Annotated in this window: 21 protein-coding genes and 1 tRNA gene; 7 read left to right on the top strand and 15 right to left on the bottom strand. The window is 43.0% G+C overall.

The window, feature by feature from the left end; translation table 11 throughout:
• Positions 1 to 8: 8 nt before the first annotated feature.
• From CLV32_RS13380 to CLV32_RS13370, 3 genes are all read right to left on the bottom strand, one after another.
• Positions 9 to 3,314: a TonB-dependent receptor gene (locus CLV32_RS13380; protein ID WP_243732314.1), complete on the bottom strand. Its 3,306-nt coding sequence runs from the start codon at positions 3,312 to 3,314 to the stop codon at positions 9 to 11.
• Between the two features lie 240 nt (positions 3,315 to 3,554).
• Complete coding sequence (locus CLV32_RS13375) at positions 3,555 to 4,748, bottom strand: FecR family protein (RefSeq protein WP_133556321.1); 1,194 nt, start codon at positions 4,746 to 4,748, stop codon at positions 3,555 to 3,557.
• Positions 4,749 to 5,294: 546 nt separating this feature from the next.
• A complete protein-coding gene (locus tag CLV32_RS13370; RefSeq protein WP_133556319.1) occupies positions 5,295 to 5,873 on the bottom strand; it encodes an RNA polymerase sigma factor in 579 nt (192 codons plus the stop codon).
• A gap of 146 nt (positions 5,874 to 6,019) precedes the next feature.
• Here CLV32_RS13370 and CLV32_RS23105 point away from each other — a divergent pair, with 146 nt between their 5' ends.
• On the top strand, positions 6,020 to 6,163 hold the full coding sequence (locus CLV32_RS23105; RefSeq protein WP_166641942.1) for a hypothetical protein: 144 nt from the start codon (positions 6,020 to 6,022) through the stop codon (positions 6,161 to 6,163).
• A gap of 95 nt (positions 6,164 to 6,258) precedes the next feature.
• Positions 6,259 to 8,646: an ATP-binding protein gene (locus CLV32_RS13365; RefSeq protein ID WP_133556317.1), complete on the top strand. Its 2,388-nt coding sequence runs from the start codon at positions 6,259 to 6,261 to the stop codon at positions 8,644 to 8,646.
• Here CLV32_RS13365 and CLV32_RS13360 read toward each other — a convergent pair.
• From CLV32_RS13360 to CLV32_RS13345, 4 genes are all read right to left on the bottom strand, one after another.
• A complete protein-coding gene (locus CLV32_RS13360) occupies positions 8,619 to 9,788 on the bottom strand; it encodes a glycosyltransferase family 4 protein (RefSeq protein ID WP_133556315.1) in 1,170 nt (389 codons plus the stop codon). The two genes, CLV32_RS13365 and CLV32_RS13360, sit on opposite strands and share 28 nt — an antisense overlap.
• Positions 9,763 to 10,740 (bottom strand): lysylphosphatidylglycerol synthase transmembrane domain-containing protein, encoded by a 978-nt coding sequence (locus CLV32_RS13355; protein ID WP_133556313.1) that lies wholly within the window; start codon positions 10,738 to 10,740, stop codon positions 9,763 to 9,765. The genes CLV32_RS13360 and CLV32_RS13355 overlap by 26 nt, the downstream gene beginning before the upstream one ends.
• Positions 10,741 to 10,752: 12 nt before the next feature.
• The gene (locus CLV32_RS13350; protein WP_133556311.1) at positions 10,753 to 11,922 is read right to left on the bottom strand and encodes a glycosyltransferase family 4 protein; all 1,170 of its coding nucleotides are present in this window, start codon (positions 11,920 to 11,922) and stop codon (positions 10,753 to 10,755) included.
• Between the two features lie 68 nt (positions 11,923 to 11,990).
• Entirely contained in the window at positions 11,991 to 12,833 is an 843-nt protein-coding gene (locus CLV32_RS13345; RefSeq protein WP_133556309.1) for a phosphatidylinositol-specific phospholipase C/glycerophosphodiester phosphodiesterase family protein, read from the bottom strand.
• Positions 12,834 to 12,981: 148 nt separating this feature from the next.
• Here CLV32_RS13345 and CLV32_RS13340 point away from each other — a divergent pair, with 148 nt between their 5' ends.
• Positions 12,982 to 14,121: a metallophosphoesterase family protein gene (locus CLV32_RS13340; protein WP_133556307.1), complete on the top strand. Its 1,140-nt coding sequence runs from the start codon at positions 12,982 to 12,984 to the stop codon at positions 14,119 to 14,121.
• Positions 14,122 to 14,278: 157 nt separating this feature from the next.
• On the opposite strand, the gene pstB is transcribed toward CLV32_RS13340, so the two are convergent.
• From pstB to CLV32_RS13320, 4 genes are read right to left on the bottom strand one after another with little or no spacing between them, the layout of a single operon-like run.
• Positions 14,279 to 15,037: a phosphate ABC transporter ATP-binding protein PstB gene (gene pstB, locus CLV32_RS13335; RefSeq protein WP_133556305.1), complete on the bottom strand. Its 759-nt coding sequence runs from the start codon at positions 15,035 to 15,037 to the stop codon at positions 14,279 to 14,281.
• Positions 15,030 to 15,875, bottom strand: a complete 846-nt coding sequence (gene pstA / locus CLV32_RS13330) for a phosphate ABC transporter permease PstA (protein WP_208111006.1) — start codon at positions 15,873 to 15,875, stop codon at positions 15,030 to 15,032. The genes pstB and pstA overlap by 8 nt, the downstream gene beginning before the upstream one ends.
• On the bottom strand, positions 15,872 to 16,762 hold the full coding sequence (gene pstC / locus CLV32_RS13325) for a phosphate ABC transporter permease subunit PstC (protein ID WP_133556303.1): 891 nt from the start codon (positions 16,760 to 16,762) through the stop codon (positions 15,872 to 15,874). The genes pstA and pstC overlap by 4 nt, the downstream gene beginning before the upstream one ends.
• 8 nt (positions 16,763 to 16,770) lie before the next feature.
• On the bottom strand, positions 16,771 to 17,604 hold the full coding sequence (locus CLV32_RS13320) for a substrate-binding domain-containing protein (protein ID WP_133556301.1): 834 nt from the start codon (positions 17,602 to 17,604) through the stop codon (positions 16,771 to 16,773).
• Positions 17,605 to 17,921: 317 nt separating this feature from the next.
• Between CLV32_RS13320 and CLV32_RS13315 the strand changes: the two genes are divergently transcribed.
• Positions 17,922 to 18,260: a hypothetical protein gene (locus CLV32_RS13315; protein WP_133556299.1), complete on the top strand. Its 339-nt coding sequence runs from the start codon at positions 17,922 to 17,924 to the stop codon at positions 18,258 to 18,260.
• Positions 18,261 to 18,336: 76 nt separating this feature from the next.
• Here the strand turns inward: CLV32_RS13315 and CLV32_RS13310 are convergent, their stop codons facing one another.
• On the bottom strand, positions 18,337 to 19,242 hold the full coding sequence (locus tag CLV32_RS13310) for a prohibitin family protein (RefSeq protein WP_133556297.1): 906 nt from the start codon (positions 19,240 to 19,242) through the stop codon (positions 18,337 to 18,339).
• 252 nt (positions 19,243 to 19,494) lie between these two features.
• On the opposite strand from CLV32_RS13310, the gene CLV32_RS13305 reads away from it, so the two are divergent.
• The 3 genes from CLV32_RS13305 (at position 19,495) to CLV32_RS13295 (ending at position 23,547) form a co-directional block, all read left to right on the top strand.
• The gene (locus tag CLV32_RS13305) at positions 19,495 to 20,316 is read left to right on the top strand and encodes a helix-turn-helix domain-containing protein (protein WP_133556295.1); all 822 of its coding nucleotides are present in this window, start codon (positions 19,495 to 19,497) and stop codon (positions 20,314 to 20,316) included.
• Between the two features lie 113 nt (positions 20,317 to 20,429).
• Positions 20,430 to 21,185: an SDR family NAD(P)-dependent oxidoreductase gene (locus CLV32_RS13300; protein ID WP_133556293.1), complete on the top strand. Its 756-nt coding sequence runs from the start codon at positions 20,430 to 20,432 to the stop codon at positions 21,183 to 21,185.
• Positions 21,186 to 21,243: 58 nt separating this feature from the next.
• A complete protein-coding gene (locus CLV32_RS13295; RefSeq protein WP_133556291.1) occupies positions 21,244 to 23,547 on the top strand; it encodes a GAF domain-containing protein in 2,304 nt (767 codons plus the stop codon).
• 2 nt (positions 23,548 to 23,549) lie between these two features.
• Here CLV32_RS13295 and CLV32_RS13290 read toward each other — a convergent pair whose 3' ends face one another.
• The 3 genes from CLV32_RS13290 to CLV32_RS13280 all read right to left on the bottom strand — a co-directional run bounded on the left by CLV32_RS13290 (position 23,550) and on the right by CLV32_RS13280 (position 25,615).
• Entirely contained in the window at positions 23,550 to 24,440 is an 891-nt protein-coding gene (locus CLV32_RS13290) for a helix-turn-helix domain-containing protein (protein ID WP_133556289.1), read from the bottom strand.
• Between the two features lie 75 nt (positions 24,441 to 24,515).
• Positions 24,516 to 25,334, bottom strand: a complete 819-nt coding sequence (locus CLV32_RS13285) for an SDR family NAD(P)-dependent oxidoreductase (protein ID WP_133556287.1) — start codon at positions 25,332 to 25,334, stop codon at positions 24,516 to 24,518.
• Between the two features lie 197 nt (positions 25,335 to 25,531).
• Positions 25,532 to 25,615 (bottom strand) — tRNA-Leu (locus CLV32_RS13280).
• Between the last annotated feature and the right edge of the window lie 220 nt (positions 25,616 to 25,835).

Raw genomic sequence — 25,835 nt, 5'->3', positions numbered from 1 at the left:
TTTTTAAATTAGAATTTAACACTTACACCTACTGAATATACTCTTGCCAATGGAAACTGACCGCCGTCAAAACCTATTCCGCCAACCTCAGGGTCCATGCCCGAATATTTGGTGAATGTCAACAGGTTATCTCCGCTGAAATACACACGGAAGCCTGAATTCCATTTCATTTTAGGCAATGTGTAACCTAGTAAAAGGTTTTTCATCCGTAGGTAGTTTCCATTTTCCAGGAACCAGTCTGATGGCTGCTGAAAGTTTTTGTTCGGATCGTTGGCTCTGATTCTAGGAATATTTGATCCGGTATTCTCTGGCGACCAGGCTTCAAGGATTTTATCCCATCTGTTATAACCTTGTTCTGCGCCATTTAAAGTCGATTCTTTAAAGGCATGGAAAAGTTTAACCCCGCCAACACCTTGCATAAATATGCTCAGATCGAAGTTCTTCCAGGCAACATTAGCCGTAAAACCATAAGTCAGTTTAGGAAATGCGCTACCCATATAAGAGCGGTCACCATCATCAATTTTTCCATCGTTATTTAAGTCGATAAATTTAAGATCGCCTGCTTTAGCCTGCGGCTGAATTCTGTTGCCATCTTTAACATAGGCGGCAGCCTCTGCATCAGATTGGAAAAGTCCATCTGTTTTAATCAACCAATATGAATATAATGGTTGGCCGACAGTTGACCTGTAAGGCGCTAAAACGCCTCTCCAGCTATCCCCATCACCCCATGTAGAGGTAGGGTTTTCATCAATATATTGAATTCTGTTTTTCAGTGTAGCGATGTTTCCAGAGATTCCATAGTCAACACTACCCACGCGGTCTTTCCAGGCCGCAGAAAATTCAAAACCTTTATTGCTGATCTGTCCCTGATTGATGTAAGGCCGTCCAAGTCCGTATGTATTTGGCCAAAGGTTATCCTGTTGTTTGATCAGGTCGTACGTAAGCTTATCAAAATAGTCAGCCGTAAATGTCAGCCTGTTCTTCATCACGCTCAGGTCCAAACCAATATCAGTTTGTCTCGATGTCTCCCAGGTAAGATCCAGGTTTTTACGACTATCGATATACAAAGCAGGGGTCGATAATGCACCGTCACCAACCTGACTGGTTCCATTGGTGCTTAAAGTAGCATAACCGTAATACCTGCCTATAGAGCCCAGGTTTCCGATTTTACCCCAGCTGGCACGGAGTTTCAACAGATTGATTGCATCAACCTGGAAGAACGGCTCCGAACTGATTTTCCATGCTGCAGTAACACCCGGTAAGCCTTTAGATCTGCGTCCTGCAGGCAACCTTCCCGCAATATCAAAACGATAACTTCCAGTCAGGAAATAGCGGTCTGCCCAGCTATAGGAAACACGACCAACGTACGATGTATTCCTGTCTTTCCAATCATCACTACCCGGTCTGTCAATCCCAAACGCCGCAGCATTCTGGAAAAATTGCGCCCAGTCGCTCTCGTTTTCAAATCCCTGTGCCCGTGCACTGAATGATTTGGAGCCCTCTTCCTGAGAAGTGGTAGACAACATAGCACCGATTGAATGTCTGTTAAATACTTTACTATAGTTCAATGTATTTTCCCAGATGTATTGATAGCCTTTATTTGTGCTATATGACAAGTAATTCTGACTGCTTGGTTTTCCTGGTTCTGTTCTTTTTGGCTCGAAGTTCTTGTATAAATTATTACTCTGACGATAAGAAAAACGGGAAACAAAGGATAATCCGTCAATAATATCAGCAACACTTAATTCAGTTACTGATTGGAGATCGTTTGTTTTATTAAAGGGCTGATTTCTCAACAACGAAGCTACCGGATTGATTGCATCACCGTGGATACCCAGGTAATTGGAATCTCTCGGGCCAACACCGCCAAATGATCCATCGGCATAATATACAGGAGCCGAACTGGGCATATAAATCGCAGACAGGATTGTTCCACTGTATCCGCTTGAAGTTGAAGTACCACGGTTATCATTATTATTCCAGAACACATTTTCAGAAAGCTTGATGTGCTTGTTAAACTCGTAGCTAGTATTAAAACGTAATGACGCATTTTGGTTGTAGGTATTTAACAGCGTACCTTCTTCCTTTTCATAGCGCCCTTGCAGCAAGGTTTTGAATTGCTCATTTCCAGCGTTAATACTCACATTGTGTCGTTGAATAACGCCAGTTCTGAAAACTTCATCTACCCAGTCAGTGCGCGTCACCTGTGCATAGGGATTTTTCGTAATGTCCCATCCTGCAAGTGGCGTAAGCCCAGCATTTGTATAAGCCAGGTTTGACACCTTCGCTTCATCCGCAGCATTAAGTGCATGTGGCAATCTCCACGCCGTCTTAGCACCAGTAAAAGCAGTATATTCTACTGTCGGTTTTCCTGCTGCCGCCTGCTTAGTCGTAATTAACACAACACCAGCAGCACCGGCAAAAGCACCGTAAATGGCTGCAGAGGCAGCATCTTTCAACACGGTAATAGATTCCACATCCGCTGGATTGTATGGTGCATTAGGTACACCATCAACAACGTATAATACGTTCTCACCAGACCGTGATCCCATTCCTCTGATGGTTAAGGATGGGCCGCCGTTGGGGTGTCCTCCATTGTTCACAACAGTAACTCCGGGAACCTTTCCCTGAATCATTGCAGGTACATTAAGCACTGGTCTGTTCTTTACCTGATCCATGTCAGGAACGGTAGACACAGCTGCGGAAAGATCCTGCTTTTTTACCGTACCATAACCGATTACTACCACTTCATTGAGATCGTTCATCTCTGCTTTCAGCACGATATTGCTGCTTGCAGCATTGCTGGCTGAAATTTCCTGAGGGGCATAACCTGTGTAAGAAATAACCAGAATAGCTTTAGCATCAACATTATTGAAGTTGAACGTGCCGTTTTCATCTGTCGTCGTCATCATTGTGCTACCCTTTACTTTCACCGTTGCACCGCGCAAAGGACCTCCTTTTTCGTCAGTTACCTTCCCGCTTACCCCAACGAGGTTCAGAATAACGGCTGTGATTACTGCATTCTTTTTGGTGATAATAATGGTTTTGTTTTCGATCACATAGTCGAACGGCTGACCTTTAAAAGCTAGTTTCAGGGCCTGATCTACATTTACGTTTTTCAGGTTCAAACTAACAGGCGTACCTGTTTTGAGTTCGTTGTATTTATAGAAAAAGTAGTAACCACTTTGTTTTTCTATAACCGACATCACTTTTTCAAGTGCAATGTCTTTACCCGAAATACTAATATTCTGCGCAAAGCTGTTGGCACTAAGCTGTAGACAGAAAAGGGTTAAAAATAAAACCGTTAGTTTCATGATCCGAAACATTTTAGTTAATGAAAATGGCGCGTCATACGTCATTTTACAATGAAAATTTAATTGCATACTTTTGTACAGTTGGGTTAATAGCGTTTTCGTTAAAAGAATTTTAGAGATCCAGCTTCCCGTTTCGGGAGCATGTCCGGAAGTGTTGCAACCACTTTCGGATTTTTTATGGATATTGATGTGGCTGAAGTAATTATGTGTCCATAGTTTTCTTTTTAGATGAATACCTGATTATTTAACAATGATCTTTTTTCCTGAAAATCTAAAGTTGACTTTGCTGATTTCAAGCACGCGAAGTACATCCGCAATATTTTCACTCCGTTTGATTTTACCCACAAATAAGTCTGACGACACTGCTCCTGCATAAGTCACATCCACATCATACCACCTGGAAATCTGCCGCATGATTGTTTTAAGGTCTTGCTTATTAAATTTGAAGTACCCATTCTTCCAGGCAACGGCAGATTCAAGGTCTGCTGCTTCAACATCGATATCAGCCTTGTTTTTTGAGACCAGTGACTGCTGACCGGGCGCCAGTATTTTAGCCAGCTGCTTTGAGCCTCCTGCAACCTTCACTTTGCCTTCCAGCAGTGTTGTTCTCGTTTCTGATTCATCGGTATATGCATTGACATTAAAATGTGTGCCCAGAACCTCTACTTCCTGATCCGCCGTCCGAACGATAAATGGCAGTCGCTCCTGCATAGCCATCTTGCTAGTCACCTTAAATACTTTAGCCACCTCAAAATAGGCTTCGCCAGTAATTTCCACTACCCGCTCATTCCCGTCAAATTCAGCAGGAAAGCGAATAGAAGAAGCAGAATTTAACCATACCCTGGAGCCGTCGGGTAATGTAAGCTGATATTGCCCGCCACGTGGGGTGGATATCATATTCATTGGAGCGCTACCATTAACCTTTGCAGATTCACGCTGATCAGGATCGAGGTAAATAATTTGTCCGTTACTGGTTTTACGGATAGCGGTATTGCCCTGCATGGCAAGCACGCCATTCTTGGCACCTTCCAGAATAATGGTCGATCCATCGGCCAGGGTCAACGTAGCCTTATTACCACCTGGAACAATTTGCACCGGAGCATCCTTTGCCAACACTTGATTTTTTTGTTTTACCGGACTAACGGCAAGAAAAGTTGCAAAAAGGATCATGGTTACACTTGCTGCAATGGCGATAGGCTGTAGATACCAAGCCTGGTTCTTGTGTGCTATCCGGGCCTCGATTGCCGGTTTCATGGCGTCACGCATGCTAACGCGCAGTGTTTCTTTAGCCGACGCGCTTTCCAACTGCGGATCTATTCCCGCAGTTTCAGAAAGCTCATAATATGCATGCAGGAATTGTATTTCTTCCGGAGAAGCAACACCTGCATTATATTTTTGTACGAGCTTAAGAAAGTCTCCTTTATCCATGTTCATTAGCAAGCCATTTATAACATGACCGCCGAAACCGAAAAAGTCCCATGGAAAAATTTATTTTTTTTCGTACATTAGTGATCAGCTTGAATCAGAAAAGTAATCAACCCTGCGTTACTCGAGCGAGAGCTGCCCTCAGCTAATTTTATCGTGTAGTATCCTATCTTGTAGAGGCGCCTGAAGTTTGTCTTAGAGGCTTTTAAATTATTACGCCTTTAATTCAGCTTTTGTAGGGATCATTTACGGTGATCATACGGCCCGAGCCGAAGAGAAGGCGAAGGAAAGCCGAACAGAAGCCGAAGAAAAGGCGAAGCAATTACGAACAACTTAAAAAGCCTTATAGACCATTATTATACTTTAAATGCACTTTGTTGGTGATTGTCCTGATCAGCGTCCTACAGAATTTGTAGGGTCTGGGTACCCCTACTTGTAGGGCCAATTTTATTTGGATTTCAGCATTTCGACACCAATAATATTTAGTTGCTTAACCGCTGAAAATTAGGCCATCAGGAAATTGTATGCTGCAAGATACGCAATTTGACTGGCTACTTAAAATAAAAAAGGCAAGATCAATATTACGGTAAAAGCCAGGGATGCTTTTAAAAAAGCGATGCTCCGGCCCAATTGATTTTGTACCGTTTTGCGGGATATTCCCAATTGGGCCGAAATCTCTGTTGTAGACTGATCCTGATCAAAGCGCATTCTGAAAATCTGTTGTTGGGAGGCTGTAAGCTGGTTAAGTAACTGATCATAACTATAAACAAAGTCTTTACGCAATAAAGCAGCATCTGCCCCCTCAATCGCGCTTTCAGATTCTGTCATAAGTTCTGGTATTGGCGTATAACGTTGTTCTTTTTCCAGCAGTTTAAACACATTATTACGTACCGAAGTGTGCAGGTATGCAGGAAGATTGAGAATGGTTGTTTTATTACGCCCTGACCAAAGTTTAAGAAAAATATCCTGAGTGATATCTTTAGATAGATCGGAATTTCTAAGTCGTTTATAGGCCGCACTATAAACCAGTTCCCAATAACGTTCATATATGGCATCAAAGGCTGCTATGCTGTCCGCTTGCATTTCCAGCAACAGTACCCTATCATCGGTTGTATACTTTTCGGCTCCAGACATGGCTCAAAAGTACCCTGGCCTTATTAAGTCAAGATTACCTGATTATTATTTTATAAGAAAACAAATCTTACTTTTTTGTCAATACTATAAAATATACCTACACCTGAAATAATAATCACTACATTTATCGCTATACTTATTCAGATATGAAATCAGGAAAAACAACAGCAATTCGGTTCGCAGCGGTTCTTTTAATCATGGTTGGTGGCACTTTTGTAAAGGACATTTTTAAAATCGGCATTAAAGATGGTGCCCAGCAGAAAGCTAAAATAGCTTCGCATCAAAAGTAGTCGCCCGGTATCTGCGGTTAAACTGCGCCTATTTACAATAGCTTAACCTGTTGTTAACAATTGCTTCTGCAAGCTTCCGTAATTTTGACCAACGGATGTACAACAAATTTCTATTCAAATCTTTCAGAGCCAGATTAATTTTAAGCTTCCTTTGTTTTGTTCTGGTCATACTGATCTGGGTAATAACCTACCTGTTTATTGATATTAAACAACAGCGGCTGCGCCTTTTCTCCGAACAGCTTACCTATATACAAACTCAGTACCTAAAAAGCACCAATCATCTGCATCGGTTTATGCTATCTGGGTTTCATCAGGAAGCATTTTATCAAACAACCAAACAAGCGGATATTGATCAGTTTATTGATTTGCAGGGTACTATCCCGCAACATATTCTAGCATTACAATTACTTGCCAAACAGAGTAATATAGCGGTAGATGCTGAGCTGGAGCAGTTGATTGTGCTCAGTAAATCTACTTTATCATCCGGAAAACAACTTAAAACACTCTATTTTAAAAAAGGATTTGAGGACTATGGACTGGAAGGACGTATGCGAAAGTATGCACATTGGATAGAACAGTCCAGCACCGTTACCAAATACGAAATCCTTCAGTTACGGAGACATGAAAAGGACTACATGCTGAGGGGTCGCCTGGAATATGCCACATTGTTTGTGAGCCAGATCGATTCTATTCGCAATCTTTTCCCAAAATCCGGTACGAGCTATAAAGCCCTATCCAACTACAAAAATGATTTTGAGTTGCTTGTTAGCTACACTGAAAAACTGGGCATCAACAATAACAAGGGCCTGGTGCCAAATACCTTAAATGGAATAGACCTGTTCAGCCGTATTTATCAGTCTACTTTTGACATCGCTACCCAGCAAACACTCCAGTTACAGCATAACTTCACACAGTTACTCCTTATCGTTTCTATATGTTTACTGCTGCTGATGATTGGGCTGTCTTTCCTGGTCACCAGCCTGCTCACCAGCGATCTGCAGGAACTGAATAAACGCATGGGGCATTTTATCCACTCCGACTTTAAAGACATACAGCTCTCACAGGCCGACCGGGGTTTTGTTCCTAATACATCAGAAATTGAGCGTTTGTTCAGCGACTTCAACTTGCTGAAAACTACCTTGCGTGACTATATCCAAAACCTGAACTCCCGCACTGTAGAATTACAAAATGCCAATGAGGAACTGCAGGCCCAGTCTGAAGAACTGCAGGCTCAATCTGAAGAGCTATACGCTGTAAACGAAGAATTACATCTGCAAAGTAAACAGGAGCTCGATGCCAAGGAAGAAGCTGAACGCGCCAATGAAGCAAAAAGTGTTTTCCTGGCCACGATGAGTCATGAGATCCGTACACCAATGAATGGCGTACTCGGAATGGCGGCTCTGCTGTCTGAAACAAGCCTGGACACTGAGCAGAGCAGCTATCTGCAAACTATAAAAAACAGCGGAGAGACACTGATCAATGTGATCAACGATATCTTAGATTTCTCTAAGATCGAATCTGGGAAGCTTGAGCTAGATATCCATGATTTTGATTTACGACGCTGTATCCGGGAGGTAACAGATTTATTCAAAGACCGGATTGCACAACTTGGATTGGTATTACATACGCACATCGCACCAGAAATTCCAGCACTGATTTCTGGAGACCAGATGCGGTTGAAGCAGGTATTGACCAACCTGCTGGGCAATGCAGTCAAATTTACACAGGAAGGAAAGATCTGTTTGGATATTACGCTGGTCTCGGCTAAACCTGCCGGTTTTCTTGAGCTTGGATTCACCATAAGTGATCAGGGTATAGGCATCCCCGCCGACAAGTTATCCAAACTTTTCAAAGCTTTCTCTCAGGTAGATTCTTCAACAACAAGAAAATATGGGGGCACCGGATTAGGATTGGTGATTTGCGAGCGGCTGGTACATTTAATGAAGGGTACAATCACTGCTGAAAGTGTGTATGGTGAAGGAACAACCTTCCGCTTTACTATTCAGGCAGGACTACCAAGAGCAGTACATCCACTACCTGTAGTGCTCAGCCCCGTACCCGATAAAAAAGTTTTGAATCCGGAGTTTGCACTCCGTTTCCCTTTACGAATATTGGTTGCAGAAGACAACATGATTAACCAGAAGCTGATCATGACTATTTTACGCAAATTAGGCTATACACCTGACCTTGTAGAAAATGGAATCGGCGTTTTGAATCAGTTGCAGGTTCAGAAATACGAACTGATCCTGATGGATATACAGATGCCTGAAATGGGCGGTGTGGAAGCAACTCAACTCATCAGGGCAGCGCATAATTACCATCCTTCCATTGTGGCGATGACGGCCAATGCCATGCCTGAAGATAAAGAGGCTTATTTAAAAGCTGGTATGGATGACTACCTACCTAAACCGATACAGTTAAATGATTTATTGGATCTATTAACAAAAATTGCCCGTCATGCTGGGCAAATTGTTGAGAAATGATATTCATATTCCTGAACCATTTTAGTCCAGCCAAATTGAGCAGCTGTATAGGCCATGGCTTCTTCGCGTAAAAAAGCGGCAGCGCTATTGGTACCGATAGCGTTGATGTGCCTTGCCCAGATCTCAGCATCACCGGAGGGCAATAAAAAGCCGTTTTTACCGTTATGGATTACATCCGTAATTCCATCTATAGCGGCGGCATAAACCGGAACGCCACACAAAGCCGCTTCCAGGCAAACCAATCCAAATCCTTCCATATCGCCTTTGATGGCTATATTGGGCATGACAAAGGCATCAGCAGAGCGCATGATTTTTAGGATATCCTCGTATGCCATCGCACCAAGCTGTTTAACAACAGCTGCGGTATTGGGTTTATTCACGAGTTTTGTAATCTGCCTGGCATCAGAAGGCATACCTAGAAAAAGTTCTATGGGTTTTCTTAATGTTTCTGGAATAGCTGACCAAAGCCCGCTTTTAACCGGATGTGTCTGTTGACCAGGCCCGATAAGCAATAACATGATATCAGGATCTAGTTTGGGAACTACCTGAGCGATAAACCAGGAAAATCCTTTTCTGGTTACCGGCCTGCCCATGGCCACAATAACCCGCTGCCCTTGCGTGTCTATTCCATACTGACTACTCAATAGTGTTTCCATCTGCGCTTTGCAAGCCGGAGCCTGCATCGCGTGGTCCACTCCATTGTGTACCACAACAATTTTATCTTTATTAATTCCGCGTGCAATACAAGCCTGGGCAGTAGCAGTGCTCACGGCAAAAATCAGACTAAAACGGTTAAACTTTTTGAAGATCCAGGTACGGTAGATCCAATTCGGGAAAACAACATCCAAGCCATGCACGGTCATGGTGTGTTTTAAATGCCTGTACCTTTTATGACGCAGGCAGGCAGCAGCAACCAGTGCATCATTAAAGTGAATAATCGTGATGAGCGGGTGTTTGATGCACATCGCAATGATCCTGTCTTCCAGATTTAAAAAAAAGTGGAGCCGGCTTTCCTTCTCGGCATCCAGAATAATGCTGTATACCTTCGCATGCTTCTTCATGCCCGTAATTAATTCGAAACTCTGTTTTTCCATACCACCGATTACAGGTGGGTACTTATGACTTATAAATAAAATTTCCATTGCGCTTTTTGTCTGTAAGTTTAGCGGTAACCTGCACCAGCATCCAGGCACAACACCCTATAATAATCCAGAATAGCTGCCTGCTCCGGCGAAGGATGGAGGCAGCAACCCAGAGTGTTGTACTTTGAATGCCAATTACCGCGATCATAGTTTTATTTCCATATTCCTCTACCCCTAACTGTCCTGGTACAAACGCCCCTGCAGATTTGAATACTACTACCCCCAGGTCTACAAGCAGTCCGCGGATCAGACTCACATTGAAGCCCAGAAAACGGATAATCAGGTAGAATTCCAAAGCACCACATATCCAGTGCAAGAGGGCAAAGAGAAAAGCTAGTCCAGTTGCCTTTCCGCTGTAGGTAGTTAATTGACGCCAGGAAATGGTGACAGCGCTGAGTTTTCGTTTGATATTGAGCATCCATTGCGCATTTACCGTTTGCCGGTACAGCAATAAACAGATTCCTGCAATGAGTAGAATTGCTGCGACTGCCCATATGTAAAAACGATTAAATGTGAGCAAATCCCTGCTGTATAAAAATGGTATCAAGACACCAACAAGCAGCGTCAACTGACTGATTATCAACAGCAAACGGGAAATCAAAATTGAAGCAATCACTACCGGACGCTCAATACCGTTATTCTTTAGCAGGAATACCTTGGCTGTTTCTCCTGCGATAATACTCGTTGGGTTAACCAGACTTAAGGTTTCACCGATGTGGCGCACTACAAACAACTGGTAAATAGACACTGATTTGCGGTACTCCCCCAGGCAATACCACCAGCTTAAGGTTCCGAAAACATAAGCAACCAGCGTAATACCGATCAGATATCCGAAGCGTAGCCCTGTTTTTCGCAGCAAAATGCCAACCGCTGAAAAATCTGTAGCCCGTACAAAAAGCCATAAACAGATCAGCACTGCAGCGAGGCCCAGCCATTTTATCCATTTCATCATCAAGCAGAACAGTTAAGCTAAAACCATTGCATCTATTTTGCTCAGCTCCTGTAATTCTTGAAAATAAGTTGCCGCTAACCTGTTCCAGCAAAAACCTCTGCTATGTTCCAGTCCGTTATTGCTAAACTGATGAGCTAAACGATTACTTTCCAGCAGCAGGCTAATTTTATTTACATAATCCTGCTCCTGATAGGGACTGCAGGTAAAACCATTGAAGCCTTGCTTAATAAAATCCTTTGATCCACCACCATCGGCGATGATGCAGGGCAGACCTGATGCCATAGCCTCCAGCACTACATTGCCACAGGTTTCGGATACTGAAGGGAAAACAAAAATATCTGACGAAGCATATAATACCGATAGTTTTTCGTGACTTACCTTGCCGGTAAATATTGCGCTTTTCATGCGGAGCTCACAAGCTTTGCGGGCAATGCCCTCACCGGCGATTACGAAATTACATTTGATGTTTTGCTTTTGTATCAGGTCGTAAATACGAAATAAGGTTTCCAGGTTCTTTTCCCAGACAAGGCGACTGGCGAAAAGCAATGTTGGATGGTTATTGCCGGTAAGTTCGCGCATCAATCCAGGGTCTCTTTTTGCGGGGCTGAACAAAGCAGCATCAATACCGCGTTTCCAGATTTTCATCCGGCGCTGTGCGATGCCCATTTGCAGGAGTTCTCCACAAATACTTTGCGAAGGGACATAAACCACATCGCATTGGTTATAAAAGACCTGTTGACTTTCTGCCAGACGCTGTTTTACCGGCTCGATCAGAAAAGGTGTATATTTAAAATAATAATCGATATAAGAAATAAAGTGGGTATGGTAAATACTAATTACCGGCACCTGCGCCTGTTTTGCATGCTTAAGGGCAAAATTCCCAAGCCATGAAGGTGTAGCAATATGGACAATATCAGGGGCGAAGTGATTCAACTTTTCTCGAAGCTCCTGTTGCACCAGAAACGGAACAGCCATTTTATAAGTTGTATTCAGGGGAAGAGTGACAGATGGAATGCGGAAGCATTCGAAGCCGCGGAGCAATCCGGGGCCGAGGCCACAAATAAACAGGAATTCAAAAATCTCAGGATCGATCCTATTAATCAGCTGGAACATCGTTCGTGATGCGCCATCGAAATCTTCCACCAGTATTTCCGCAAAGAATGCAACTTTAATCCTCTTCATCTACTCGTTTTTCAGCAAAATAGGATACTGCTATTACCTGTTAATCACTATACTATTAAGTTTTTAACTTATTGGGTAAAATCTGCACGCGGTTCGGCTTTTGCAAAGCGTAGCACCTCTTCCAAGAGGAATGTCTTTAGTCTTAAAAGCTGGTCCGTATTGATGAGGTCTATACCGCAGCTCAGTAACTCTGCCCAGACCGTTCTGTTTTCGGGCGAAGCCCAGAGCCGTACTTTCTTGCCTGTGCTATGCGCCTGCTCAACGAAAGCACATAGCTGCCTGCGTTCCTGTGCAGGCATAATGCCCTCGCCTGTCCAGGAAAGTACGTTTGAATATTTACAACTTGCGGTTTGAAACAAGGCATTAAACCTGGCATTGGCGGTGGGGTTAATCAAGTCGTCATCTACAAAAGCCCAACCACTGGTTTGGTTCTTTAAAAACTGAAAAGGCTTATGTCCGGTAAGTACAATGGTTACTTTACGTTTTGTAATGACGCCCGCTGTATAGGTTGAGATGAGTCCTTGATAGTTCTGAAGCAGTTGCTCCAATGCCTCATAGGTAGGTTGAGCCTTTGATTTGACATCAATCATTAGCGTTATCGGCTGACTGTCGGCTGTCTGTGCGTAGGCCATCAGGGGCTTAAGGTACAGTGACTCGAGTGTTCTTTTTTTACTGAAGAAGGGTGGCAGGTGTGAAACCAGGAGTTTACCACGCCGCAGGTACACATCGGCTTCGATGTGCGTGTAGCCGTTGTCGAGCGCATCGTAAAGCGGGCGTTTATGCCAGTAATCATTATGGGCAAAAGCTTTACTTAGTGGGAAATCCTGTGCCGACATGAGCTTGGGCAGCAACATGAACAGGAAAAGAAAAACCAATTTCGGGTGCCTGGTGCAGATTTTAAATGCGAGCATCTGTTATCGTTTTGTTTCTGCAAGTTACCCTCGCTATATTGTCAAATCATTAGTTTTCAATTAATGAATCAGACAAAAATGACCGGGGGATGTTAATTTAACCCTGTCTTAATAAGCATTTTGGTATTTTTGCAGCAAGCTTAGTGTTATGTCGATTATTCCTTCTCTGAGAGTTGTCAAACCCGTATTTAAGAAAAACCAACCTGACGATTCTTTCAAGTTCCAGCCGCTCCCAAAACCTACAGGCAAGTATCCGTACCAGCTTAAATTAGCTGAGGTGATTCCTGAATTTACTGCAGATAAAATGGTATTCCATTTGGTTGGTGATACCGGCGGTATTAAAAGTCCGAGGTTCCAGCAGCTCATCGCTTCCGAGATGGCGCAGCAGTATACAGAAGCCATGGATTCCGATAGTACTCCGAAGTTTTTGTTTCACCTGGGGGATATTGTCTACCATTTTGGCGAAGCCGATCAATATTACAATCAGTTTTTTAAGCCCTATGGTGTGTATCCCGGGCCCATTTTCGCCATTGCAGGGAATCACGATAGTGATGTTAATATTTTGAATCCGAAGCCTTATGCCAGTTTATCAGCCTTTAAAGAGGTATTTTGTGCGGCAGAACCATTAACAGTTCCATTTAGCGGGGGTGCAGCACGGAAAAGCATGATCCAGCCTAATGTATATTGGAGTTTGGATACACCGCTTGCTACCATTATAGGGTTACATAGTAATGTCCCAAAATTCGGTGTAATCACCCCAGAACAACGGGAATGGTTTGTGGAGACTTTAAAAAAGGCAGACCAGGAAAGACCAGACAAGGCGGTTATTGTTTGTATTCACCATGCCCCTTATTCGGCTGATACCAATCATGGGTCGAGCATTCCAATGATTACTTTTCTGGAGGGTGTTTTTGAGGAGACAGGGATCAAGCCTGATGCTGTTTTTAGCGGGCATGTGCACAACTACCAACGTTTCAGTAAACATTATGCGGATGGAAGTACGGTACCTTTTATTGTTTGCGGTGCAGGTGGTTTTGATGAGTTACATAGTCTGGCTTTAACCACAGATCCGAACTTTACTACAGTCAACCCACTATTTGATGACGTGGAACTGGAAAGCTTTTCAGAGCTGAAGCACGGCTTTTTAAAAATAAGTCTGGAGAAAACCGATGAGGGGTTAACCCTGACAGGTTCTTATTACACTATTCCACATGATGAGCGGCCTGACGAATCTGAAAAGAGTGTGCTTGCCGATGAATTTGTGCTGGAGCTGGGGAAAACTGTTTAAACAAAAAAGGAGAACCTTGTCGCTCTCCATTTTTTTTCAACTACACCTAAATTTAATGAATAAAGAACGTTCTACAAGATCACATAAAGATATTGACCCAAAGATCGTTTGTTGATATCACGCGGGGGTTAATAGCATATTAACTTTTTGAGCAGGACTACCCGAAATGCCCTTTAACATAATTAGCGGTCAGTTCATTCTTAGGATGGTTGAAGATATTGTCTGTCGTATCGTGTTCTATCACCTCTCCGAGGTACATAAATACTGTTTTATCCGCCGTACGTTGTGCCTGTTGCATATTGTGGGTTACGATGACGATGGTATAATCTTTCTTAAGTTTAACAATAAGTTCTTCGATTTTAGCTGTACTAACGGGATCCAACGCAGAGCAAGGCTCATCCATTAAAATCACTTCCGGGCGCAGTGCCACAGCGCGGGCAATGCAGAGACGTTGCTGCTGCCCGCCTGATAATCGCGTTGCCGGTTTCTGCAGTTCGTCTTTCACCTCGTCCCAGAGGTAACTTTCCCTGAGTGCATTTTCCACTATCCCCGGACGATCCGCTTTGGGTACATCGTTGATGGCAAGTCCATAATTGATATTTTCATAGATACTTTTAGGAAAAGGGTTTGCCTTTTGAAAAACCATACCTATCCTGCTGCGAACTTGTGTAACAGAAAGTCCTTTCTGATAGAGATCAAGATTGTCCAGCGCAAACTTACCTTCAATGCGCGCATCAGGAGACAGGTCGTGCATCCTGTTGAATGAGCGCAACAAGGTACTCTTGCCGCAGCCCGAGGGGCCGATCATAGCAGTTATTTCGTTTTTAGGAAAGCTGATGTTGATATGCTTAAGTACTTGTTTGCTACCGAACCAAAGGTTAACATCTTTAGCTGATAATTTAATCTGATCACTCATCTTTACTGTGTTTATACCGGATGTAAAATGCGGTTAGATTTAAAAGAAATACGACAATAATCAAAACCAGGGCGGTACCATAGGCTAATGGCCTCACCTGTTCAATCGCCTGATGTTGCGTAGAGAGCATGTATAAGTGGTAAGGCAGCGACATAAATTCCTGATTTAGATAACCTGAAGGATTATTGATATAAAAGGCTACCCCTGTAAAAAGAATTGGTGCTGTTTCTCCCGCTGCGCGCGAAAGTGTGAGTACAAGTCCGGTGAGCATGCCTGGCACCGCCGAGGGTAGTACCACATCACGGATTGACTCCAACTGCGTAGCGCCGATGGCCAGGGCTGCTTCACGTGTACTTGCCGGAATACGGCGCAGCGCTTCCTCGGTGGTAATAATAATATAAGGCAGGGAAAGCAGGCCTAATGTTAATCCAGCAGAGATCAGGGAGGTACCCATGTGTAGTCCCTGAACAAACAAGGCGAGGCCAAATAATCCGTAAATGATCGATGGCACACCGGCAAGGTTTCTGATACAGGCCCGAATGATACGGGTAAGCCAGTTATCAGCAGCATATTCATTCAGATAAATGGCACAGCAGATGCCGAAGGGGGCTGCCACAAGCGCCGTGATCATAGTGAGTAATACTGTGCCGATGATCGCCGGTAGAATTCCTCCTTTAGTCATGCCCGCCCGGGGTAGCGTGCTTACAAATTCCCAGGATAAAGAAGGTGCACCTTTGCTAATGAGGTCCCAGAGGATAACGACCAGAAAGAAACAAACAGCGCCTGTGCTCAACAGCAGCGTGCCCCATTCCAGAAGCGGAGTTAACTTTTTCATCATGCTGCCTGGTATTTTCTAAACTTGTTGACAAAATGTTCGCCGATCAGGTTGACGGCAAGCGTGATTAAAAAAAGCACTGCAGCGATAGCAAAGAGGGCGTAATAGTGGGTGGTTTGGTAAGGCACCTCGCCCATTTCGATGGCAATGGTAGCGGTGATGGTCCTTACAGAATGGAAAAAGCCTTTGGGAAAGGCCGATGCGTTTCCTGTAGCCATGAGCACCGTCATGGTTTCCCCGATAGCACGACCAACGCCAAGCATAACCGCAGCGAGAATTCCGGGGGCTGCGGCAGGAATTGTTACTTTAATCAGCGTTTGCCATTTGCTTGCCCCTACCCCATAGCTCGCCTCTTTATAAGTTTGGGGCACACCATGCAGGGCATCTTCTGCGACGGTAATAATTGTAGGCAGTGCCATTACAGAAAGTAAAATTGCACCGTTAAGGGCGTTCAACCCATTGGGCTCACCAGTGAGACTGGCAATGCCAGGCCCTAACACCACGATGCCAAGAAAACCAATGGCTACCGAAGGTACTGCAGCCAGCATTTCTATCATCGGCTTGAGGATATTCTTAAGCTTCTTTCCGGCATATTCAGAGAGGAAAGCGGCAGTGCCAATTCCTAAGGGTATGGCAATGGCCATTGCACCAAGCGTTACCAGGCAGGTGCTCACCAGCAAAGGAAGGATGCCATAACTGGCTTTACTCCCCGACGGGTTCCATTGGGTGCCGGTAATGAAATCCATAGGTTTCACTTTCAGAAAAAACGCTACGGTGTTCCAGAGCAGCATAAAAAAAATGCCACCCAGAATGGCAATTACCAGCAATCCCGTAGTTCGGAAAAGCAACCTGGCACTATGGTCTATTTTTTCTCTTAAAGCTAATTTCATTTTGTTTGTTACTGAGCAATAATATAGTATCCGGAATCCGTAATGATTTTACGCCCCTTAGGCCCTTTTTCAAAGTCGATAAATGCGGAGACTTTATTCCAGGATTTCAGGGGGATAAACTGATATAAAGGGCGTTGAAAATAATAACGTTTTTCCTGAATGGCCTTTTTGTCCATCGGCGATATGGCGGGCTGCCCCTGCTTTTCAGTAATCTTCAATACTTTTACCGACTGGTCTTCTACACCGTGGAGAATATAGCCGGCACCTACATAACCGATTCCCGAATCATCCATCTTAATAGCCTCCATGATCTGAGCATTGCCATTCATCTCCTTGGCATCTCGACTAAATTGTATTTTCAATTTTTTGCTGACAAAAGAATGCGTACCCGAGTTGCTCTGGCGACCATAAATATTGACAGGTGTACTTTTACCTGTGATGGGCTTCCAGGTTTTATACTCACCAGTTAAAATCTTTCTAAGGCTGGGTACATCGATAGAATCCAGTGGAAAACGCTTACTTACGATAAAGGCTGTGGCATCTTCAGCAAAGATGACCGTCTTGATTTGAATGCCTCTGGTCTTAAACAGACTGTCTTCTTCAGCATTAAGCGGCCTTGATGAGTTTGCAATATCTACCTGTCCGTTTAATAAGGAAGCAATACCTAAACCGGAACCACCGCCAGAAATCGCGACACTAAAGTCATCATTAACTTTATAGAAATTTTCAGCCAGGTCTACAGCTAAGTTAACTTCTGTATCAGAACCTTTAACTTTAATTGCTTTATTATTACTACTGCAGGCGCATAAACAGACCACGCATAAAAGAAACACATACTTCATAAAGCCGCAAGGGTTATTCACCAAACGTACAACATCCAGGTTAGCAACATGTTAAAGCTATGTTATCAAGTAAGGTTTATTTAACAGAAAACAGGGCGGTTAAGCAACTTTATTAATCCGTATATTTATAAAACGATACTATAAATTTGTGATTCAATGTTAAGGATCGTATATTTATTAACATAATGATAATATTATAATAACAATTATTTTATGGTATTTTGCATTATAGATATTCCTCTTAAGCGCTATCCAGGCTCAAACTCTAAAAAGACGGTATCTGCATCAACATTTATATAAGAAGAAACCAGCACATAATGAACAACAAAAAGAAAAAAGCCGCAGTTAAGTCAATCAAAAAAGATATCAATATCGCATTACAGGATCAGTTACAAGAGGCAATGATTCAGGTTGTTGCAGGTTTAGGATTCGACTCTAAGAATACCATTAAGGAACTCAAAAAAGCATCTATCAAACTAGCCACAAAAATCACGAGCAAAGTTAAAATCATCATCACAAAGGATGAGGATTTCCCAGCTGAAGAAGTTGTAGCAGAAGAAGCTCCGATTGAAGAGCCGGCCGTTGTTGCACCTGTTGTAGTAGAAAAGAAAACGGCTACACCGAGAAAACGTGCTGTAGCAAAGAAAACAGTTTAAGACAACACTAAACTAAACATAGTAAAGGGCGTGATATATTTTATCACGCCCTTAATTGTATCAAATGGAATATCTATTAGTTTCCATTAATCAGCACCGGTGCTCCCTTGCTATTACCCATGATAATTACTTTTGCATTTGCCGACAAAGCAATTTCTTTCTGGGCCTTTATACTTTCATATTGAAGCTGTTTATCGCTCAATCCAGTAGATAGAATTTTCTGATAATCGGCAATACCTTGTGCTTCCACACGCTTACGCTCTGCTTCCTGTTTTTCTTTCTGCAGTACAAAGATCATCTTTTGAGCGTCCTGCTCTGCATTGATCTTGGACTCAATGGTTCTCTTTACAGATTCTGGCAATGTGATATTCCGAACCAGGAGTTGCTCGAGAATAAGGCCCCGCTTTGCAAAGCTTTTGTTAATGGTCTGGAAAATCTTATTTTGAAACTCTTCCCTTTTTGTCGAGTATAAAGCAACGGCTTCGTAAGAAACAGCATTATCACGTATCGCAGTTCTGGCTACCGGCCTTACGATTTTATCCAGATAATCGTCGCCAATCTGACGCAGAATCTTTGGCGCCTCACTTGCACTTACTTTGAACAGTACCGAAAGATCTATAGTTACTTCCAGTCCGTCGGCAGACAACACCCTGATTGCGTCGTCCCCTGATTTCGTACCCTCGTCATGTACAGCCGACATGGTATAATTCTGTGTTTTGGTATCAAATGGCGTAATCTGAATGAGTGGATTTACAATATGCAGGCCGCTGTACAGCACATCTTCGTCAACTTTACCGAAAAGTGTCTTTACGCCTACCTGTCCAGTCTCAATGGTTTTGAACATGCTGGTAAAAGCGCCAAGGCAAATCAGACCGAGGCCACCAATCCTAACTGCAGTCCCGAAACGCGCGCCGTCATTGTCTTGTTTTGACAGTATAAATCCGGCTAAGAAAACGAATAGTCCTAAAATGATGAGTATCATGTAATAAAGATTTAAAAGTTTATTTCTGTTAATTTATTTTAACAGAAATAGATGATCAAAGGAAATGCCCACCTTTTTACGCAGACAGAAATACATGTAAAAACATAAATATCAACGTCTTACTGTATGGCCGAAAAAGTGACCATCTACGAATGCCTTTCATAACGGAAGGCTTTTTTTCATTATGGAAGGGTAACCTGATGCGAAATTTCAGCAAATTGTGTACTATTGACTAAGTTCTAAGCACAAACGTTGAAAGCATCAGCAGAAATACCAGTACACCGGCTTGAGGACGCCGACTTTTTTGCCGCCTATGCGGAGGGTATCAGTCTGGGAGATTTCAAAAAGAACCATCGGATAGATTTCTTCGCAATGATCTGGTTTGAAAGTGATGAAGGCATCCACCTGATCGATTTTGAAATTTATCCCATTAAAAAGAATACGGTTTACCTGTTGGCACCCAATCAGGTTCATGCCATTCCCGGTGCTATGCCTGCCGCAAAAGTATTCCTCTTTAACATGTCGTTCTTCGAAAATATTGCCGAAGAAGCACTCCGTTTTATGTTCGTACCTTTTCAAAATGAAAGTTTCGAGCTCCCAAAGTACCTAATCCAACCCCTAAGTAAACTTTTCGAGTTGATTCTGCTCGAAAATAGAGGCAACAACAACGGAGCCCTTATTCAGCATTACATAAGCGCATTCCTAACGCATCTATACAGGATCAAGGCTACGCCTGAAACACATGCATCAGACAATGAAGAACGCTTACGTAAGTTGTTTTTATTGGTCAGCACAAATTTCAGGACACAAAAAATGGCTGGCTTTTACGCCGATCAAATTGGACTTACTGCACGCCGGCTAAATCAAATCCTAAATGATAAAATGGGTATATCGGTGAGTCAGCTGATCTACAGTTATACCTTAATCGAAGCCAAGCGCGAAATCAGTCACGGACTCAAACCCCTTAAAGAAATTGCCATTGAACTGGGCTTTAAAGACCAGTCGTACTTCAGTAGGTTCTTTAAAAAACATGCTGGGGTAAGCCCAGAATTCTTCAGGCAACAGGGCAGTTAAATTGTTTTTTCGCAATTGTACCAACACTGGCGACAATAGTACCAGTCATTTTCCGGATGCTTTATCGCTTCAAACGTTATACCTATAGTTATCAACAGATAATTATGTTTAGCATGAAAAGATTAGAAAACAAAACAGCTTTAATTACAGGCGGCGCAGGCTCTATTGGTCTGGTTACTGCAAAGAAATTTATTGAGCAGGGTGCACGCGTTGTTCTGGTAGACCTAAATGAGGACGCACTGAAAAATGCCGTAGCAAGTTTGGAGAGCAGCCAGGCAAGCTACATTGTTGCAGACGTGTCGCAATCATCCCAGGTAGAGAACTATGCTAAAATTGCGACAGAACGCTTAGGCAAGATCGATATCTTTTTTAACAATGCCGGCATTGAGGGAGTGGTCAAACCTATTACGGAATATCCGGAAGACGTGTTCGACAAAGTAATCGCAGTGAACGTAAAAGGCGTATTCATGGGTTGCAAGTATATGCTGCCCTTGATGCGTGATGGCGGAAGCTTAATCATCACCTCATCCGTAGCGGGATTACAGGGCTCGGCAGGAACCAGCGCCTATAACACCAGCAAACATGCCGTTATCGGGGTGATGAGAAGTGTGGCCCTAGAAGCGGCGCCACGGAAAATAAGAGTCAATTCCGTACATCCTTCACCGGTAGACAACCGGATGATGCGTTCCCTGGAGTCGGGGTTTAATCCCGATGGCGCCGCAGCGAAAGCCCAAATGGAAAAGGTAATACCTTTAGGCAGGTATGCTGAACCGGCAGAAATTGGCGACCTGGTGCTATTTCTTGCTTCAGATGAAAGTAAATATATCACGGGCACCACACAGGTAATCGACGGCGGCATGGGTGCGTAGCTTTATTTTTTGAATGCCTCAGTAGCAAATCCTTATATTTGTAAGGATGATATCGAGCATGCCCATTAAACACCTAGGTTTCCCTGACTCTCCTTTTCAGGTAATCTTCTCTTTTGAGGATGTTATTGAGAATTTGGAAAGGGATGCCCTTGATAGCGATGCTTATGTTGCTGACGCTGCAAAAGGAATTCTGGAAGAGATCTCTTCTTTTCCAGAATTAAAAACCGGCATTACAGACTTTGGTGTTTTTGAAACGTTAAAAGAGCCGATCAACAAGCTCCTTGCACCCTATTTCCCTAAAGCGCTAACATTAAATGAGATTAAGGCGGTGAGCATTCCTTATATGGATATCATCATTAATCCTACCCAACGTTTTACAAATATCCTGGAAGCTGCCGGTCCTGAACTGGATTTTAACATCAGAGATCTTGACGATCATCAGTTTTATGTGTTGAGCTCATGCCTTGTACTCAATGAGTTTTACGGCGCTAAGATTAATTTCAGTAAGCCTTTGCTTTACGATATCCCCGATGCGGAAGGAATCAGTAGACACTACCGCATTCTATACAACGCCGATTTTCTTGACATCCTGAAAACGGAAAAGTCGTTACCACTTACACCTGAAGATGTAGATCTGTTGCTCGACAATTACGAAGACCTGGAACTTTGGAAAAGCAAGATACCCCCGGAAAGCTATATCCTGAAAGGATTTGCTATCGTTACACTGTATGACGCTACCATAGACAATGCGGTTTCTATGCTTAAAGAGAAGCTATTGAGCGTAAACACTCCAATGTTTCAACAAAGCGTAGCGTCTATTTTCAGAACTATCTATAGAATCCCTGACCTTCAGGTTGGTTTTACGTTGTTTATCCCGGAAGAAAAACGTTTCAAAGTAGCGGCCTTCGGTCAGGCTATGAAAAGTTATATCCTCGGTCAGCAACACACACCTGATTCTATGCCACTCTGCACGTATTCTTACCAGACTTTAGTTAAGGACCGGAACTATTTTGCGATCTCCAATCTTGAACAATTTTATGCTGCCAATCCAAACAGCCATCTTGCCAAAACATTCAGTGCAGCAGAAATAGGCAGTTTCATCCTTGCTCCTGTAGTAAAGAACGGTAAACTGATGGGCATCCTGGAAATCGTTTCCCCCAGGAAAAAAGAACTGAACAGCGTAAATGCGCACAGGCTGGAAGTAGTTATGCCATTCCTCACTGAGAGTATTGAGCGTCTTGTTGCGGAATATCAGAACCAGGTTTCTGCCATCATCCAGTCAAACTACACAACCATTCACCCCAGTGTAAACTGGAAATTCAGGACTGAAGCACAGCATTATTTGGAAGCAAAAAACACCAAAACGCCGTATGTGCTAAAGGAAGTTTCGTTTGATCATGTACACCCGCTATATGGACAAATGGACATTAAAGGCTCTTCCGATAGCAGGAATGAAAGTGTACGTAAAGACCTCCAAAATCAACTTCATGCCTTGCTGGGTGTTTTTGATGATTTGTCGAACCTGAAAAACCTCGAACAAGAAAGGTTACAGGTAAACAGTTTCCTGAAGGAATTGGGATTAACCATCCAGGCGAATACAGAACAATACATCACGAATTACCTGGACGGATCTATCCATGCCTGGCTGCGCCAACAAAAAAGTACGACCATATTAACAGCTTATTTGTTAGATCTTGATGAACAAAGGGGTCGTTTCTTTACCTACCGCAGAAAATATGAGAAGACCATTTCATTGATCAATGATGAACTGGCACACGTGATTGATGTAAGTCAGGAAGATGCCCAGGCGATCTTTCCGCACTATTACGAACGTTTTAAAAGTGACGGCATCGATTTTAATCTATACGTTGGGCAAGAGATTTCGCCAAACCAGCAATATACGAGCGAAAAGTTATCAGCATTAAAATGCTGGCAGCTGGAGGTGTTGTGCTTGATGGAAATGGCTCATCAGCGACTAAAGCCCCAGCTTCCCTATCAGCTCGACGTTACTACCCTGATATTAATCTATCACTCAACTATTGCAATACGCTTTAGAATGGATGAGAAAAGATTCGATATTGACGGGACCTATAACGCACGCTTTGAAATCGTTAAAAAACGCATTGACAAAGCACATATTAAAAACACAAATGAACGGATTACGGAAGCTGGAAAGATGACCATTGTTTATTCCAGTGAAGTTGAAGAGATGGAATATCTTGGTTATCTGGCAACACTCCAGCAGCGCAATCTGCTGGACACTGAGATTGAGCATTTCGACGTCGAAGACCTTCAAGGTATTTCTGGACTGAAGGCGATCCGGGTCAGGTATGTAAAACTCCCAGATTTAACAAATGCCTAATCTCAATTGACCACTTGCTTTTTAAAGAAGTTAGGACTTACACCCACCTCCTTTTTAAATAATCTAGAGAAATAGGATAAATTTTCGAATCCCAGCGCATAGGCAATTTCTGATACAGACTTGTCTTCGCCCATTAATTTATTCTTGGCCTCGGAAATCAAATAGATATGGATATGCTCCAGCGCAGTCTTCCCACTTTCCTGTTTTAGCACATCGGTCAGGTAGCCTGCGGATATATTTAACCGATCCGCGATATCATGCACTGACGGCAGCCCCTTAACATCAAGCATCCCGGCAGCAACATATTTATTCAGTTCCTCATTAAACTTAGTAACCGTTTTTCCCGATAGCTCTCCACGGTTGATGAACTGTCTTTTGTAAAAGCGCTGACTATATTTCAACATGGTATCGACATTGGCAAGGATTAACTCGCGACTGTATTCATCCTGGTTGTTCTGATATTCAGTTTCGATTTTATGGTAAAGATCCCAGGTAGTTTTTTCTTCTCCGGGCGATAGGTGCAGTGCCTCATTTGTCTCATAATCGAAGTAGTGATATTTCTTAATATCGTTATACAAATTATGGCCGTTCAGATAATCCTCATGTATAAACATCAGAAATCCGTCTTCGTCCATTTCAAGATTTTTCATTTCAATAATCTGACGCGGCTTAAAAAACATCATAGAGCCACTTTGATGATCATATTGGGTACGTCCATACAAAATAACCCCCGCGATTAACTTCTTAAATCCAATCATATAGAAGTCGCTCGTAAACTCCCTGTCGCCAATTGAGCAGGCATGGTTACACTGATAAATACTGAACAGCGGATGTTCTGGTGGCGGAAATCCGTTATCCCGATGTAATTCAATCAAACTTTTATAATGTTTCATCTCAGTAAACGCTAATTAACCACAATCTACACAATAAGAATTGGCAGATTGTGGCTCAATTTATTATATGATTTGTTAATGACCGTGTGCTTCCGCCGATACTTCAGCCCATGCTTCAAACTCGGCCAAACGCCCTTCATAAACCTGCTTCACAGCAGGATATGCTACTTTTCCTAATAAAAAGTGTAATGGTGGATTTTGGCTATCGATTAATTTCAACACTGCTTTAGCTGTAGCTTCCGGCTTGCCCCAGCTCTCTGGCGTAGCCGCTTCAAAAAACGCCTTTTTTACCGGCGCATAAGCCTCATTATCCACAGTTTGAACTGCAGATGCACCAGACCAATCTGTTGAAAAACCATTGGGCTCAATCAGGCTAACCTGGATGCCAAAACCTTTTACTTCTGCTGCGAGTGTTTCGCTCAACCCATTGACTGCATATTTAGAAGCATTGTATAATCCCAGCACAGGCAAGGCTACTAAGCCTAAGAAACTGGATACCTGAATGATGTGTCCGCTGCCTTGTGCACGCATAACGGGAACAATAGCTTGTGTTACCCATAGCAAACCAAAGAAGTTTGTTTCCATCTGCGCACGTGCCTGTGCTTCAGTTGTTTCTTCAATCGCACCAAATAAACCGAAGCCAGCATTATTGATCAACACATCGATACGTCCAAAGTGTTTGTTTACCTGATCTACCGCAGCAAAACAAGCGTCACGATTGTTTACATCCAGTTGCACAGGAAACACCGCATCGCCGTAAAGCGCTACCAGATCGTCCAGGTCTGCAATATTCCTTGCTGTTGCCGCAACTTTATCGCCGCGTTCTAAAAGGGCCTTCGCCCAGATTTTACCAAAGCCTCTCGAGGCGCCGGTTATTAAAACTATTTTTGACATTTTTTCTTTGTTAAATATTGATAACAAAGTTATTTGGATAGACTCCCATAGATTTATACAAAACACGGGAGGATTAGCACATTTCCAAGATTGGCTGATTTAGCTTTTTCTACGCGCATAGTACCGGATCGGAAGACCGGGGATAACAGCTAAACAAAAAGGGGAAACTCTGATGAACAAAGTTTCCCCTTTTACCGTGCCCGAAGAGAGACTCGAACTCTCAAGGATTGTACTCCAACGGCTTCTGAGACCGCAACGTTTACCAATTTCGCCATCCGGGCATCAATGATAGCTGTTACGCCAGGCCGCAAATCTAAACAATAGTTTTATTTTTTACCACTATTTTTCTGAATTGACATTTCTTATCCTATGTTATCTGAGTCCAGTGTTTAAACACATAAATTTGTGCTAATTAAAAATCAAACTTAAACATCTCATTTTCTGCAATAACCGTAGATGAGGATAAGTTTAACATAACAGCTCAAATAAAATGAACAATAA

It is taken from the genome of Pedobacter duraquae, from assembly GCF_004362245.1.
Classification (GTDB): domain Bacteria; phylum Bacteroidota; class Bacteroidia; order Sphingobacteriales; family Sphingobacteriaceae; genus Pedobacter; species Pedobacter duraquae.
This window is presented reverse-complemented; position numbering and strand designations above follow the sequence as displayed.

Coding starts and splice junctions, on each gene's coding strand:
- CLV32_RS13380 (WP_243732314.1), bottom strand. CDS start 3,314: ATGAAACTAACGGTTTTATTTTTAACCCTTTTCTGTCTACAGCTTAGT.
- CLV32_RS13375 (WP_133556321.1), bottom strand. CDS start 4,748: ATGAACATGGATAAAGGAGACTTTCTTAAGCTCGTACAAAAATATAAT.
- CLV32_RS13370 (WP_133556319.1), bottom strand. CDS start 5,873: ATGTCTGGAGCCGAAAAGTATACAACCGATGATAGGGTACTGTTGCTG.
- CLV32_RS23105 (WP_166641942.1), top strand. CDS start 6,020: ATGAAATCAGGAAAAACAACAGCAATTCGGTTCGCAGCGGTTCTTTTA.
- CLV32_RS13365 (WP_133556317.1), top strand. CDS start 6,259: ATGTACAACAAATTTCTATTCAAATCTTTCAGAGCCAGATTAATTTTA.
- CLV32_RS13360 (WP_133556315.1), bottom strand. CDS start 9,788: ATGGAAATTTTATTTATAAGTCATAAGTACCCACCTGTAATCGGTGGT.
- CLV32_RS13355 (WP_133556313.1), bottom strand. CDS start 10,740: ATGATGAAATGGATAAAATGGCTGGGCCTCGCTGCAGTGCTGATCTGT.
- CLV32_RS13350 (WP_133556311.1), bottom strand. CDS start 11,922: ATGAAGAGGATTAAAGTTGCATTCTTTGCGGAAATACTGGTGGAAGAT.
- CLV32_RS13345 (WP_133556309.1), bottom strand. CDS start 12,833: ATGCTCGCATTTAAAATCTGCACCAGGCACCCGAAATTGGTTTTTCTT.
- CLV32_RS13340 (WP_133556307.1), top strand. CDS start 12,982: ATGTCGATTATTCCTTCTCTGAGAGTTGTCAAACCCGTATTTAAGAAA.
- pstB (WP_133556305.1), bottom strand. CDS start 15,037: ATGAGTGATCAGATTAAATTATCAGCTAAAGATGTTAACCTTTGGTTC.
- pstA (WP_208111006.1), bottom strand. CDS start 15,875: ATGATGAAAAAGTTAACTCCGCTTCTGGAATGGGGCACGCTGCTGTTG.
- pstC (WP_133556303.1), bottom strand. CDS start 16,762: ATGAAATTAGCTTTAAGAGAAAAAATAGACCATAGTGCCAGGTTGCTT.
- CLV32_RS13320 (WP_133556301.1), bottom strand. CDS start 17,604: ATGAAGTATGTGTTTCTTTTATGCGTGGTCTGTTTATGCGCCTGCAGT.
- CLV32_RS13315 (WP_133556299.1), top strand. CDS start 17,922: ATGAACAACAAAAAGAAAAAAGCCGCAGTTAAGTCAATCAAAAAAGAT.
- CLV32_RS13310 (WP_133556297.1), bottom strand. CDS start 19,242: ATGATACTCATCATTTTAGGACTATTCGTTTTCTTAGCCGGATTTATA.
- CLV32_RS13300 (WP_133556293.1), top strand. CDS start 20,430: ATGAAAAGATTAGAAAACAAAACAGCTTTAATTACAGGCGGCGCAGGC.
- CLV32_RS13295 (WP_133556291.1), top strand. CDS start 21,244: ATGCCCATTAAACACCTAGGTTTCCCTGACTCTCCTTTTCAGGTAATC.
- CLV32_RS13290 (WP_133556289.1), bottom strand. CDS start 24,440: ATGAAACATTATAAAAGTTTGATTGAATTACATCGGGATAACGGATTT.
- CLV32_RS13285 (WP_133556287.1), bottom strand. CDS start 25,334: ATGTCAAAAATAGTTTTAATAACCGGCGCCTCGAGAGGCTTTGGTAAA.